This window comes from Rhodonellum psychrophilum GCM71 = DSM 17998, assembly GCF_000381545.1.
In the GTDB taxonomy this organism is placed as follows: domain Bacteria; phylum Bacteroidota; class Bacteroidia; order Cytophagales; family Cyclobacteriaceae; genus Rhodonellum; species Rhodonellum psychrophilum.
Genome location: NZ_KB906681.1, coordinates 1 through 14,235, shown reverse-complemented (window position 1 = coordinate 14,235; position 14,235 = coordinate 1). Strand labels below are relative to the sequence as shown.

Sequence of the window (14,235 nt, the reverse complement as noted above, 5' to 3'; positions counted from 1 at the left end):
CAGCGTGCCGATGTAGTGAAGTCAAAAACAGTAAACCAAATAACCGATTGTTCAGCAATTTTAGGCTGGGAGGGATTTGGTCATGGATATTACGGGTGGAAATTTCCGGGTAATTAAATTTTAAAACACTGAAAATTATGAATTTGATTCAAACTAGGTGGAGAAATCACCTTTCTATACTTGTCTTTTCATTGGCGCTTTCCTTGCCGGGTTTAGGTTGGCAGCAGGCTTCGGCACAGGGCCTGACCCTCAATCAGAAAGATGATGGCTACCGTGGAATATGGTACAGCAACCAGCCTTCCAATGACGAATATGTCTACAAGTACAGCGGGGGCTTGGGTACCTACCCGGCCAACCATTACCCTTTTTCAATTCATGTGCCTTCCGAACAAAAAACCTTTTTTTGCTACGGCGGAGCGGACAAAGAAGGGAAAACCCTCCTGCACATGGTTTCTTATTTTGACCACAAAACGGGCATGGTTCCTTTGCCAACGATCGTGTTGGACAAGGAAACCAACAATGCACATGACAATCCGGTCATGAACATTGATGACCAAGGATATATTTGGATTTTTTCCACGGCCCATGGCACCAACACACCTGCCTACATTCACAAGAGCAAAAGACCTTATGATATCGCCGAATTTGAACAAGTTTTTGCCAGCAAATTGGTGAAAGATCAAACTGTACCGATGGATAATTTTTCCTACCTGCAGACTTGGTTCCAGCCCAAAAATGGATTTATCAACCTTTTTACCCATTATGAAAGGAAAGTCATTCCCGGTCAACCTTCAAAACCAAGAAGAACCATCGGATACATGACGAGTCCCGATGGTGAGCAGTATTCTGAATGGAAAGATTTGGCGGCCATTCAGGAAGGACATTACCAGACCAGCGGCCAGATTGGAGAGGTTTTGGGTACCAGTTTTAACTTTCATCCCTACAAGGAAAATGAAAATGGATTGAATTATAGAACCAATCTGTATTATATCCAAACCAAGGATTTTGGTAAAACTTGGCAAAATGCCAATGCCGTTGATCTAACATTGCCTTTGACAACTGTCGAAAATCCAGCGCTGATAAAAGATTATCAGGCATTGGGACTGAACGTGTACATCAATGACTTGACCTATGACGCGCTGGGCAATCCCGTCATACTTTTTGTCACCAGCAAAGGATATGAAGCCGGACCTGAAATGGGGCCTAGAGAGTGGCATACCGCTCGGTTTACCGGGAAAGATTGGGAAATCCTTCCCATCACCCAATCCGATAACAATTATGATATGGGTTCTCTCTACATCGATTCCAAAAAGGAATGGATCGTCATTGGACCAACCAAGACCGGCCCACAACCTTTCAATACTGGAGGAGAAATGGTTTTGTGGAAAAGCTCGGATCAGGGGAAAAGCTGGAAAGCCAAGGTTTTGACTGATAATAGCACCTACAACCACTCCTATGCCAGGAGACCAGTTGGTGTACAGGAGGATTTTTATGCCTTCTGGGCAGATGGTCACGGAAGGGAACCATCCGTCTCCCGGCTTTACTTCTCGGACAAGAAAGGAAAGGTTTACCAGTTGCCCTTAAGTATGGATGCTGAATTCGCCAAGCCACTTCGGGTTAAAGTTTCAAATAAATAGGGGATGAGATACATTTCCTACCGCTTCCTTATTTCACTTTTGTTTTTTTCCTGTAAGAAAGAAGAAAATCTAAATCTGGAATTGCGCGACAATCTCCTTTTGGAAGATGGGTTGCTGAAAATCGAAATACTGGCAGATAGCCTGGATGTTCCATGGGACCTTGCCTATGCTTCGGATGATTTCCTTTGGTTGACAGAACAAGGAGGAAGGATTTCCAGAATCAACCTGCGAAATGGGGAGTTTGAAACCATTCATTTTGTGGAAGAGGTGTGGAGATTGAGGACCACAGGTTTATTGGGCCTGGCGGTACATCCGGATTTTAAAAACCATCCTTTTGTGTTGGTGAATTATACGGTGGAGCAAGGAGAAAATCGTAGCAATAAATTGATGCGGTTCACCTTCCAAAATGGACGTCTGGAAAGCCCCAAAGAATTGTTGGAGATCCAAGCCAATACCGCCCATAATGGATCCAGAATCGCCTTCGGGCCTGATGGGATGATTTATTGGGCAACGGGAGATGCTTATGTTTTTGAGAATGCGCAGGATCCCGCCAGTCTGAATGGGAAAATTTTAAGGATGGACCTGGAGGGGAAAATACCTGAGGACAACCCTTTTCCGGACAGTTATGTATGGGCCAAAGGATTCAGAAATATCCAGGGACTTGACTTTTCAGCCCAAGGGTTACTGTATAGCTCAGAGCATGGAGATGCCATCGAGGATGAAATCAATCTGATCGTGAAAGGAGCAAATTATGGCTGGCCTTTTATAGAAGGGTTCCATGATTTAAAGGAAGAAAAAGAATTTGCAGAAGCCCAATCCACCCTTGAACCGCTTTACAGTTGGACTCCCGTCATCGCGCCTTCTGGATTGACGTATTACCAGGGCCCGATAGCCGCTTGGAACCACAGTTTATTGTTGACAGCCCTGAAAGGAATGGCCTTGCGGGTATTGACGCTGGACAGGGAAGGCAAGCGCATCATCGGTGAAAAGGTTTATTTCTATCAGCGTTATGGAAGGCTCAGAGATGTTGCGGTTGCCTCCAATGGGGATATTTACATCTCCACAAGCAACCAGGATTGGAATCCGCAACCTGGTTTTCCAAAAGTGGGTGATGATCGGATATTGAAAATCAGCATCGCGAATCAAGCCGTCCTCGAACCGATTGTGGCGGATGATTTGGCTTCCAATACACAGTTGAAAGGCAAGGAGCTTTACAACAACTATTGCGCTTCCTGCCACAAACCGGATGGGAAAGGTGTTTCCGGGATTTTTCCGGCTTTGCTCGGCAATGAAGTTGTTGAAGGGGATACGGAAGCCCTGCTAAAATTATTGCTGAGCGGAAGTGAAGGCACGCAAACCGATCAGCGAATGCCCTCTTTCGCTTTCCTTTCCGATGACCAAATCGCAGCGATCACCAACTACCTCTACCAGCTGACCATCATGAAAAAGGAAGTGGTGACACCAGAGAAGGTTGCAAAATTCAGATAAGTATGGAAAGACAAGGATTCAGGAATAAGGTTTTTGGGGGATTTGCAGCATTGGGTCCAGGGATCATTACTGCTGCTTTGGTCTTCGGCCCCAGTAAGATCACCATTACTTCCAAACTGGGGGCTTCTTATGGCCATGACATGCTTTGGATCGTGGTTCTCGCCATATTTTTCATGGTCATCTTCACCAATATGGGCGCAAGAATTGGCCTGAGCAGCCCTTTGAGTTTGTTGACTTTGATCAGGAATAAATGGGGAAAGGCCATAGGGATAAGTATTGGCTTAGGTGTATTCTTGGTTTCGACATCTTTTCAAGCTGGGAATTCGATAGGGGTGGGATTGGCCGTGGCTGAAGCAAGCCATACGCCGATTTGGCTCTGGATTTTGGTTTTCAACTCACTAGGAATCGGATTGCTTTTTTTCAAAAGTTTTTACAAAATATTGGAAAAACTGATGATTGGATTGGTAGGGATCATGCTCTTTTCTTTCACCCTGACTTTATTTATGGTAAAGCCTTCTTTTGAAGGGGTAATGTCAGGGTTTATACCCAGTATTCCCGATGGATCTGCGGGCTTGATGATCGCATTTATGGCTTCTTGCTTTTCCATTGTCGGAGCGTTTTACCAAGCGTACCTGATTCAGGAAAAAAGAAAAATCAACATTCCCCAAAAGAACAGAAGTAGCTCAGGGATTTTGATTTTGGGAGTCATGAGTGCTGTCGTGATTATCTGTGCCGCCACCGTTCTCTATCCTCAAGGGATCCAGGTGAGCAGTGCATCAGAAATGTCCATTGCACTCGAACCTTTGTTTGGATCCAATGCCGCCCATTTATTTTTGGTGGGATTGTTTGGTGCTTCCTTTTCTTCCCTCGTAGGAAATGCTACGGTTGGGGGGAGTTTGTTGGCAGATGCATTGGGCTTTGGACATCAATTGCACCTAAAGCGTGTGAAATACTGTATTGCTTTGGTCATGGTGGCAGGAGCAAGCATTGCGTTGATCTTCGGCAATCTGCCTTTGGAGCTGATCATCTTTGCGCAGCGGGTCACGATATTTTTGGTCCCGATAATAGGCTTGTCGATGTTTATGATCGCCAACGACAAAGGACTCATGAAAGACAGGGTGAATACCACGGCCATCAAGTTCGGTGGTATTGCCGGCATCATGCTGCTGGTTGGACTGGCCATCTGGAATTTCGGGGAATTGTTCAATAACTAAAAAACATAATTATAAAGTGTTATGACAGATTTAAAAGAATTGGAAGCAAGAATGCTGGCCCCTTCGCAGGCTTTGATACAGGATATTTCCCGCATAAAAGGGGATATCATGTTGCTGGGTATCGGCGGAAAAATGGGTCCAAGTATGGGGAAGCTGGCGGTTCAAGCCTGTAAGCTTGCCGGTGTCCAAAAACGGATTATCGGAGTGTCCAGGTTTTCGGACAAAACAGCTGAAAAAATGCTTCAGGAAAATGGAGTCGAGACCATTGCCTGTGATTTGCTGGATGAAGCACAATTGTCAAAACTACCCCTTGTAAAAAATATAATTTATTTGGCGGGCAATAAGTTTGGAACCACAGGAAACGAAGGGTTCACATGGGCAATGAATACTTACCTGCCGGGAAGGGTTGCTGCTCATTTTTCGGCTTCCAATATTGTTGCTTTCTCTTCCGGAAACGTTTTGCCTTTCGTTGGGGTGAATTCAGGTGGAGCCTGTGAAGAAACCGCTCCTGAGCCTGTTGGCGAATATGCACAATCCTGCTTGGGTAGAGAAAGGGTTTTTGAATACTTCTCGAAAAAGAACCAAACACCGATGCTGATCTACAGATTGAATTATGCTGTGGATTTCAGGTATGGGGTGGTTCATGAAATCGCCAAGTCGGTCTTGGAAGGCAGAACGATTGATCTGAGTACTGAAAATGTGAACGTGATCTGGCAGGGAGATGCGAATGAAATCGCCATCAGATCGCTGTTGTATTGTCAGCATCCGGCAAAAATCCTGAATGTTACAGGTCCCGAGATTTTGTCCGTTCGCTGGATAGCCGAGCAGTTTGGGATGCTGTTTCAGAAAACCCCTGTTTTCACCAATCAATCCTCAGGCACAGCCTTGTTGAACAATGCTTCCGCCTGTCACCGGTTGTTTGGCTATCCGAGGGTAGGGATCCGTGAAATCATCACGGCGACAGCTGACTGGATTACCCAAGGTGGGGAATCCTTCGGGAAAGCAACTCATTTTCAAGAAAGAGGAGGTAAGTTTTGAAAGCATTGGACATCGCATTGGAAAATCATTTGATGGCAGGTACGGTGATACCCGCACATCCTTTGGCCTTGGATCAACACAGGAATTTGGATGAATCCAGGCAAAGACTGTTGACCAGATATTATATCCGCAGTGGTGCGGGAGGCATAGCGGTTGGCGTACATTCCACGCAATTTGAAATCAGGGATCCAGAAATTGATCTGTTCGAAACTGTCTTGCGGATGGCATCGGAGGTTTGTGCGGAAGAGAATATCAATCGCCCATTTATAAAGATTGCTGGGATTTGCGGCCCCACTGCCCAAGCAGTTCAGGAGGCCGAATTGGCCGTGAAATACGGCTATGACATGGGCTTGCTGAGCATGGGGGGATTGAGAGATTGGACGGAAGACCAAATCATTGTTCGGGTGCAAAAAGTCGCGGAGGTCATCCCTGTATTTGGGTTTTATCTGCAACCTTCCGTAGGGGGAAGGATCTTCAGCTATGATTTTTGGTGCAGGTTTGCAGAAATCCAAGGGGTCAAAGCCATTAAATGTGCCTCATTCAACCGGTACCAAACCCTTGATGTCATGCGGGCGGTAGCGAACAGCAGCCGCAGGGATCAAATAGCCATGTATACGGGCAATGATGACAATATTGTAGCAGATCTATTGACCCCTTATGTCTTCACCATCAATGGGAAAAAGTATCAAAAAGAGTTTGTAGGTGGCCTTTTGGGGCATTGGGCGGTTTGGACCCATAAGGCAGTTGCATTGTTGGAAGAAATCAAGACTTTGAAGGCTAGGGGAAATGTGCAGGCACTTCTGGCCAAAGGCGTTTCAATCACCGATGTGAACGCGGCAATTTTTGATCCGGCGCATCATTTTCATGGTTGCATTCCCGGGATCCACGAAGTTTTGAGAAGGCAAGGTTTATTGGAAGGGATATGGTGTCTCAATCCCAAAGAGGTGCTTTCAGACGGACAAGCAGAAGAATTGGACAGGGTGTACGCCGCCTATCCCGAATTAAACGATGATGATTTTGTAAGTGAATTCTTGAGTGATGAAAAAAGGTAAAAAATCTTTAAACGTTTTATTATTTGGTTTTTTGTTTTTCGCCATGTGTCACCAATCACATGCCCAGAAAATTCAAGAAACGCTGGTGAACCATGGCCCTCAGTTGACAGCCAGCATGATCCAGGGAAGTTTATTTGTGGAAGACGCTAGCGGCAGGGAGTTGGTGTATACGGTGGTGAGGGGAGAACCAGCGCATTTACTGGCTTATGAAGTCAAAACGCAAGCCTTGGTCTTTGATGTTCCCCTGCCCAAAGCGGATGGAGCATGGGATTTGGCCGAATCCAGTGATGGCTATCTTTATATTCCCGGCGCAAACGGCTCCCTTTTCCAACACCTAATTGGCAGTGATCAGATCAAGGATTTGGGAATTGCCTTGCCGGAGGAAACTTACCTGTGGAATCTAACGGCAGGAAATGAAGGTGAAATCTTTGGCGCTACCTACCCCGGATGTAGGGTGTTCCGGTACCATCCCGATGAAGGATTTTCGGACGTGGGCAAAGGGCCATTGGTAAAGGGTGAAAATTATGTCAGAAGCCTTGCTTTCCACAAAAGGACAGGTTTGCTCTATGCTGGAATTGGCTCTCATGCCCATCTGATCGAACTCAATCCAAAAACAGGGGTGAAAACAGATATTCTACCGGAGGCCTACCGGGAAAAAGAGTTTGTCTACGGTTTGGAGATCGTTCCCAGCGCTTCGGGAGAAGATCGGTTATTTGCTTTGCTGACTAGTGGAAATCAAACTTTGGTGATCAATCTCAAAACCAAATTGGTTGAGCAGGAAATTGAGGGGATGGACCTCAAAGCTTTGGCTTCCAGTCCCTCAGGAGACCAGGTTTATGTAAGTTCAAAAGCCAGGATTCTGGCATTCGATCCCAAAAAACCCTTTCAAGAGGCAAAAACAATCCTCGCAAAAGCCGGGACAGCCAATGCCTTGCATTGGTCAAAAGCCGGACATTTGAAGGTGTTGACTGCCGGAGGGAATTTAATGACCGTTGATCCCGTAAGTCAGAAGGAAAGTAGTGGCCAACTGGATATTCCGGGCCAACCTATTCCGATCAATGCCATTGTTGCGGCTGCAGACGGGAAGATTTGGACGGGAGGATATTTGGCCGGTGGCCATGCAAGTTTTGATCCCCAAACCAACGCTGTAGAAGAGTTTAAAGGCTTGGATCAAACCGAGGGAATGGTTCGGTCTGGAAACGAGATCTATATGGGGATTTATCCCAAAGGTAAATTCTATGTCTTTGATTCCCAACAACCATGGACGTCAAAGGAAGATAATCCCCGATTTCTGGGCCAAATCCCAGGTCAAAGCAGGGGTTTTGCCCTTGCAGCCCTGGGCAATACGCAAAAACTGGCCTTTGGGATGATCCCTGAGTATGGACAACTCGGGGGAGCCTTGGTGGTGTATGACAAGCAAACCCAAGATTTGAACACCTTTGAGCAACCAATACCCGATCAGGGGATTTCAAGTTTGATCTATCATAGGGATGTCCTGCTGGTCGGGACAACCATTTCAGGAGGTCTAGGAATTGCACCCACAACCAAGGAAGCCAAAATTTTTATTTGGGATGTCTTGGAAAAGAAAGTCGTGTATGAAACTGTTCCCGTACTCGGAGCATCTGCCATTACAGGGTTAATGGTTGGCCCGGATGACAATATCTGGGGGATGGCGGATGGCTCTCTTTTCGTTTTTGATCCAAAAAATAAAGTGACGCAGCGCGTCCAAAAGCTCTATGATTTCCCAGCTTTCAAAAGCCACCTCTGGCGGAGCGCATTCTTGGTACTGCATCCCAATGGCTATGTCTATGGAACCGATAACAAGAGGTTGTTCCGATTGGATCCGAGAAGTATGCAGGTTGATGAAATCGCCGAGGATGCATCGCTTTTGGTGATGGATCCAATGGGTCGATTGTATTTCAAAAGGGGAACTGAGCTTTGGTCTTTCTTTCCCCAATCCACCAATTCCAACTTAAACCAATGATTAACATGTTGAAGTCTTTATCGCCTGTCCTCTGTATGGTTTTTTGTTTGATTGCATCATTTGCCTGCCAGCCAAAAGCAAATGAAGAAAAAACAGAAAAACCGGTCAAGGATATTGTTGCCCACAGTTTTCAAACGGCTGTTCCGCTTTATCAAAACCTGCTGTCAGAGACGGTAGATGATTTTGAGAATTACCCACATTCCCTTCAGGCCGATGGAAGCTTGAAGTATCTTCAGATTGATGAATGGACAGGAGGATTCTGGCCTGGAATTCTTTGGAACATGTATGCCTATACCCAGGATGAATCTTGGAAAAAAGCGGCATTGGAATGGACCCATTCCTTGGAATCCAACCAGTTCAATACCAGTCACCATGACATTGGATTTATGATGTACTGCAGTTATGGCAAAGCAAAGCAGTTTGAAGACAATCCCGGTTATCAGCAGATATTGGTCACTTCCGCCCAATCCTTGGTCAAGCGGTATTCACCCAAGGTGGGAAGCATCCAGTCCTGGAACCAGCGCAAGTCAAAAGGGGATTTCAATACTTGGGCATTTCCCGTGATCATGGACAATATGATGAACCTGGAATTGCTTTTCTATGCAAGTTCTGTGACAGGAGATTCCATTTACAGGCATGTGGCCATTCAGCATGCCGAACAAACCATGAAAAACCATATCCGGGAAGATTACAGTACTTTTCATGTGGTGAATTATGATCCTGAATCCGGAAAAGTTTTGCACCGTCAAACGCTACAGGGATTTTCTGATGCCTCAACTTGGGCTAGGGGACAAGCCTGGGGGATTTATGGCTTTACCACCACCTTTAGGGAGACCAAAGACCCAAGGTTTCTGGAAGCGGCCATGGGTTTAGCGGATTATTTTTTAGACCATCCCAATCTACCGGATGACTATATTCCCTACTGGGATTTCAATGCAGGTGAGCCGGGCTATTTTCCGGATTGGGAATATGATGCCAAGGTTTACCCGAAGCAACCTCGGGATGCATCCGCCGCTGCCATTGCTGCCTCGGCCTTGTTGGAATTGTCTGGGTTTGTTTGGGAAGAGAAACAAAAAAAGTACGATCAGGCGGCAAGGGAAATGCTGCTGTCGCTGAGTTCAGATCAATACCTGAACACCGATCAAGAAAACCCCTATTTCTTGTTGAAGCACAGTACAGGAAATCTACCCAGCAAAAATGAGGTTGATGTTCCCTTGATTTATGCAGATTATTATTTTTTGGAAGCCCTCCTGCGATTGAAGGAAATGCAAAGTAAGTAGTCGTTGGCTCCTTGGGTATTGCCACATGCATTTATTACGATTAGATTGAATGGGTTAAAAATGGGAAAGGAATACCAATTTTTGGTATTCCTTTTTTGTTGTGCCCGGCATTGTCTAACAATTCCAAACCCAAATTTCTTGGACTATTCCCTCAATATAAACTGATTTGTGATCCCTTCAAGGGCCGCCATGACACCAAAGTCAGTGCTAAACGCCCTGCTTGTCCGCTTTCTCATAATGTTACGTTCAATTTTTTTTGAACCTAGCTGTTCTATGCATTCCCAATTTCATCCCAGCCTAAAATTGCTAGACAATCAGTCTTTGTTTACAATTATTCTATTGGAAATGCGCTTTGCAAGGTCATGATAACAGTTTGATCTAGGAATTGGGGTGAGGTTCGGAGATCAGCCAAAGTGGAATAAAATTCAACAGGTCCTCCATTTTCACAATGATTTCTAACTATGTTTCCAAATCCGGTCCTTTTAATGCGGTAACGATTGCGAATATAAAGGGTGAATTTCGTTTACTGCAATCCCAAGCCATACTGAATGAGGAGTAAATCAAAAGACTTGATATTTTTGAAAAAAAAACTTCGAAAAATCGCCCCTGAATAAAAATAAAAAACCCTAACTCTCTGTAAAACAGCGGGTTAGGGTTTGAACTGGCAGAGGATGGGGGATTCGAACCCCCGGTACGCTTTAAGACGTACGACAGTTTAGCAAACTGCTGGTTTAAGCCACTCACCCAACCCTCTATTGTCGGAAACAAACCTTGATTTGTTTCCATAAACGAGTTTGTTAATGCCTTGTTCGATGCAAATATAATTGATTATTGTCCATATTCACAAACATCCAAACCCCTAAAATGGTCTTTAGACGAAGAAGAAACAGCATGGGAAAGTAATCGGCTGTTTATCAGTACGAAATTCTTTTTGAAACCTTCACTTTCCCGGGAATTAATTAATTGGATCCATAAATTTTGCTTGATTTAGAGGGCCAGATTAAAAATTGAACTGGAATTTTACCGAAAAATCCTTTTTGCGGCATACAATTCATCAAAATGGCCTTTTAAATAGTTTGGCTTTTTTTCAATCAACATTTTTTGAATATTCTCGGAACAAATAATATTTTGATGCTTTTCATTCAGATATGTTTTATGGTCCCGATGGTTTTTCCCATTGATTGGGATTCTGAAAATCACGAGCATGAATTATCAGGTTTGGCTGAATGTAAATTTTTCCTCAAGGAGTTTTCACTTGGCTCCTTTAATTTTTTACCAAAGATTTTGTCAGAATGTAGAATAAAATGTACATTATAAATAAAAAACATAATTTATGAAGGAAAAAAATACCCTCTTCATGGTATTTTTTTCATGAAAAAAATTCAATAGATTTGAATTCAGTAAATTTATTTGAAAGAGATTTTCTTTGAGTTTGTTTGAAGCCAAGTCTAAATAAAGTTTTCTGGATTTATTTTGTTCAGTTGAATCGATTTGGTAATAAAGATTTTGAATTTTAAAAAATAAAAAATTATGGTAATAACATCACTTCATGGAACATTTTCCATTATTGCCAGCGAAAAAGACCAAGATCAGCTTTTTGTAAGGTCCAATGAAAAAAAGGAACTCTCCAATGTCTTTGGCGAGAAAAGAGTTTTGGATTATGATGGTGAAAGTTTTGACTTTTTTGTCCCCATTTGTAAACAAGAATTTGCCAATACGCTGATCATGATGGTCAAAGAGGTCAATTATTCAGATTTGGGTAAGGAATTGCAAGAAATGAAATCTTCCTCGGAAAACATCTACGCCTGAGTAGTGTCTATTTCTTTGTGAATTTTGGTTGGTATGAAATAAAAAAAAGACCGGTCCATTTCTTGAAAACTGAAACATTGGGATAGTTTTTAAATCCGAAATGCCCATTAGGATTCCCAATGGGCTTGAAATTGCAAGAAAATCTGACTTTTTGGAAAATAGCGCTTTTTGCCGATAGGGTGAAGTCAAAAATTGCGCGAAACTCACTTATTAGTTTCTTGATTTCAGGCTGTTATAAAATTGTTGACGCTTATCTGGGGTTCAATCAATTTTAATTTTTGGTTTAAAAAAATGCTTTGAAATCAAAAGCAAGCAATTTTGCGGGGACTGTAAAGCCTCCAAGTTGTATCCTTTCGGAAGAAATATAGCCCGTATTGTCTTTGTTTAAAAAGATCCCCTCGGTTTGTCCCAACACAGCCGGACTCCCGAGATTGATTTTCGACTTTTTGCCCGAAAATATTTGTGACCCCGCATAACCTGAGAGAAGCCAAACAAAACTTTGGGAGCTTAAGCCGAGGTTTTGGTAACCCAGCAATACAATCTCTCCCGTATTTTGATTGATATCTGCAGCGGTCACCAAACCTTGGGTATCAAAATCCATTTTATAATTGGCAACCCTCTCTCCTGGCTGACTGCTCAAAGTATAATATTTCGTTTTGTTGTCTACCCAGTTTTTGGTAAAAAGATGAAGAGAATCATTTTGAAAATAGAAGGCCTCGCAATCAAAGTTGTTGCTGTTCAAAGCGCTGACAAAACTCGTTTGATCGGGATAGCTGAAATTGATTTTTTCCGCAGTTACGGCATCACTTGCCAATAGACTGCTTTTTTCGATTTTTAGGATGGTGAGATCCTTTCTGTTGCCGGAATTATTCCCGAAATCACCTACAAATAGATGCGTTTCGCTTTGAGCCATGCTTTCCCAATCCACGTTGACCGCATTGGTCACCCTGACTTTCCTGCCCATATTTCCATTGACAGGATCCATTTCATAAATGATGTTTTCATTGCCACTGTCATTGATGGTCCAGAGTTTCCCGGCAAAGAGGGCCAGTCCGGAATTCTCGCTCAATTCCACATTCAGCACCGAAACAAGGGTAGGGGAATAGCTTGTGGGGACTGTACCAACATTGACCAGTATTTCTTCCTCTATCAGTTCAAAGTCTTTTAGAACGAGTTCTATGACCTTGCCGCTACCGTCGGATATCCGAACGACATAATTATAGTGTTTGTACGCCGCAATGGAGAGTGATCTCCTAATGGTGTTTCCAAAGACGTTTTCAATGATTTCCAAAACAGGGGCCTTGTCTTTAAGAACATATTTATAATAATAATTGCCCACCAAATTCATTGAAATCTGTTGTCCATCGATTAAGATTGGACTGGGTTTGACATTGGTGTTTTCTACAGTGACCAAGCCATATTCGGTTTCCGCATCGAGTTTGATCAGCAAAACAGGCACATTCATGCGAAAATTACCAGAGGCCTTGTAGGGCAGGTAGTTTTCATATGCACTACCGGTCACTTCTGTTGTATAGGTATAATCACCATAAGGGATGGTGACTTGTTCTGAGCCCGAAAATGCGTTTGCATCGTAATTCAGGGAATATTCCGCACCTGTAGCTGTATTTTTGATTTTCAGAACCGCATCGGATTTGAAAACATGGTTCCAAGGGGAGGATTCCTGGGTCCGTCCGTTGTTTGGATTCCCGGAATCATACTTCAATAATTCCAAGCTTTCCAATTTCAGAATGCCGTTTTCCGATGGTTTTTCCTCTTTGGTAAAACAACCCGAGAGGACCAGGAGTATTAAAAGAACAATACTTGAGTAAAACTGCCGCATAGAATTGAGGGATTAAGCTTTTTTTCTATCAAATCTAAGTTCAAAATTCGGTCCTGACAAATCCTCACGATTCAATTCCCTCAGCTTTGTTATTGAAGAATGGATTTTGGAATAAATGCAATTCACTTAAGAATCTTTTTGAAATTATCAATTTGTGGTTATTTGAATTTCGTCCTGAATTTCCCTCTTTAAGTTTGGTTTTAATAATCTGTTCCTGTAAGAGTGTTTGACCTGTTTGAAAAATTAAACCCTTCAATTCCTTTTACAGCTGGTTTATCGATAGATCAATATTTTTTAATTGAATCATCAAAAAACTGCCATTCAGACAATTGAAGTTGTATAAAATTGACCAACCAAAAATTGTTTAATCGTGAGTCAATACGATTCGATTTTTCATGAGCTTTTTTTGAATTACATAAATCAAGTTTTTTTAATGTATATCCGAAATATTGCGAGGAGATGTCAAAATTTAGAAAATCACTGTCAGAAATCTAAATTGAAGGCTTCTTCCGTCTTCAACCCTTTTTCTTTCAACATGTATTTAACCCGAATTCTAAGACATTGGAAAAGTAACGTTAATGCGCTAACTTTTGGTTGCAGCATGAAAGCCTATGCATCGAATGGTGATTTTATCCCTTCCCGAATTCTGGTAGAAATGTTCAACCCCAATCTTTAAGGTCAGGGTTTTTGAAACGTTAATTGGTGACCATGTTTTGTTATGGATCCCGTATGGAATAATCAAATCAAATATACATTTCTCTTGCTGCTTTTAATCAAAACCAAAAATAAGATGAAGCAGAAAAAGTTTGAAAGTATGGCTGTTGTCAATCCTTTTGCCGCTGGAATTGATGTAGGCTCTAAAAGCCATTTTGTTGCGGTGGGGCAAGATCCAA

The 14,235-nt window shown here is 43.0% G+C and carries 9 protein-coding genes and 1 tRNA gene; 8 read left to right on the top strand and 2 right to left on the bottom strand.

Features of this window, described 5'->3' with window-relative positions; all coding sequences use genetic code 11:
- Positions 1-137 precede the first annotated feature (137 nt).
- The 7 genes from F824_RS0113935 to F824_RS0113905 are packed head-to-tail and all read left to right on the top strand — an operon-like array spanning position 138 to position 9,693.
- Positions 138-1,637 (top strand): BNR-4 repeat-containing protein, encoded by a 1,500-nt coding sequence (locus F824_RS0113935; protein ID WP_019598523.1) that lies wholly within the window; start codon positions 138-140, stop codon positions 1,635-1,637.
- Positions 1,638-1,640: 3 nt separating this feature from the next.
- Positions 1,641-3,125: a PQQ-dependent sugar dehydrogenase gene (locus F824_RS0113930; RefSeq protein ID WP_019598522.1), complete on the top strand. Its 1,485-nt coding sequence runs from the start codon at positions 1,641-1,643 to the stop codon at positions 3,123-3,125.
- 2 nt (positions 3,126-3,127) lie between these two features.
- A complete protein-coding gene (locus F824_RS0113925; protein ID WP_019598521.1) occupies positions 3,128-4,339 on the top strand; it encodes an Nramp family divalent metal transporter in 1,212 nt (403 codons plus the stop codon).
- Positions 4,340-4,360: 21 nt separating this feature from the next.
- Complete coding sequence (locus F824_RS0113920; protein WP_019598520.1) at positions 4,361-5,377, top strand: NAD-dependent epimerase/dehydratase family protein; 1,017 nt, start codon at positions 4,361-4,363, stop codon at positions 5,375-5,377.
- Positions 5,374-6,429, top strand: a complete 1,056-nt coding sequence (locus F824_RS0113915) for a dihydrodipicolinate synthase family protein (RefSeq protein WP_019598519.1) — start codon at positions 5,374-5,376, stop codon at positions 6,427-6,429. The genes F824_RS0113920 and F824_RS0113915 overlap by 4 nt, the downstream gene beginning before the upstream one ends.
- Positions 6,416-8,413, top strand: coding sequence for a hypothetical protein (locus tag F824_RS0113910; protein ID WP_019598518.1), 1,998 nt, complete (start codon positions 6,416-6,418; stop codon positions 8,411-8,413). The genes F824_RS0113915 and F824_RS0113910 overlap by 14 nt, the downstream gene beginning before the upstream one ends.
- Positions 8,414-8,418: 5 nt before the next feature.
- Entirely contained in the window at positions 8,419-9,693 is a 1,275-nt protein-coding gene (locus tag F824_RS0113905; RefSeq protein WP_026333711.1) for a glycoside hydrolase family 88 protein, read from the top strand.
- 662 nt (positions 9,694-10,355) lie between these two features.
- Here F824_RS0113905 and F824_RS0113900 read toward each other — a convergent pair.
- Positions 10,356-10,447, bottom strand: a tRNA-Ser gene (locus F824_RS0113900).
- A 776-nt stretch (positions 10,448-11,223) separates the two neighbouring features.
- On the opposite strand from F824_RS0113900, the gene F824_RS0113885 reads away from it, so the two are divergent.
- Positions 11,224-11,502, top strand: coding sequence for a hypothetical protein (locus F824_RS0113885; protein ID WP_019598514.1), 279 nt, complete (start codon positions 11,224-11,226; stop codon positions 11,500-11,502).
- A 283-nt stretch (positions 11,503-11,785) separates the two neighbouring features.
- Here the strand turns inward: F824_RS0113885 and F824_RS26865 are convergent, their stop codons facing one another.
- Positions 11,786-13,342, bottom strand: coding sequence for a hypothetical protein (locus F824_RS26865; RefSeq protein WP_019598512.1), 1,557 nt, complete (start codon positions 13,340-13,342; stop codon positions 11,786-11,788).
- Positions 13,343-14,235 lie beyond the last annotated feature (893 nt).

Excerpts from the sequence above, each read along its gene's own strand:
- F824_RS0113920 (WP_019598520.1), top strand. The coding sequence starts at position 4,361 with ATGACAGATTTAAAAGAATTGGAAGCAAGAATGCTGGCCCCTTCGCAG.
- F824_RS26865 (WP_019598512.1), bottom strand. The coding sequence starts at position 13,342 with ATGCGGCAGTTTTACTCAAGTATTGTTCTTTTAATACTCCTGGTCCTC.
- F824_RS0113885 (WP_019598514.1), top strand. The coding sequence starts at position 11,224 with ATGGTAATAACATCACTTCATGGAACATTTTCCATTATTGCCAGCGAA.
- F824_RS0113935 (WP_019598523.1), top strand. The coding sequence starts at position 138 with ATGAATTTGATTCAAACTAGGTGGAGAAATCACCTTTCTATACTTGTC.
- F824_RS0113930 (WP_019598522.1), top strand. The coding sequence starts at position 1,641 with ATGAGATACATTTCCTACCGCTTCCTTATTTCACTTTTGTTTTTTTCC.
- F824_RS0113905 (WP_026333711.1), top strand. The coding sequence starts at position 8,419 with ATGTTGAAGTCTTTATCGCCTGTCCTCTGTATGGTTTTTTGTTTGATT.
- F824_RS0113925 (WP_019598521.1), top strand. The coding sequence starts at position 3,128 with ATGGAAAGACAAGGATTCAGGAATAAGGTTTTTGGGGGATTTGCAGCA.
- F824_RS0113910 (WP_019598518.1), top strand. The coding sequence starts at position 6,416 with ATGAAAAAAGGTAAAAAATCTTTAAACGTTTTATTATTTGGTTTTTTG.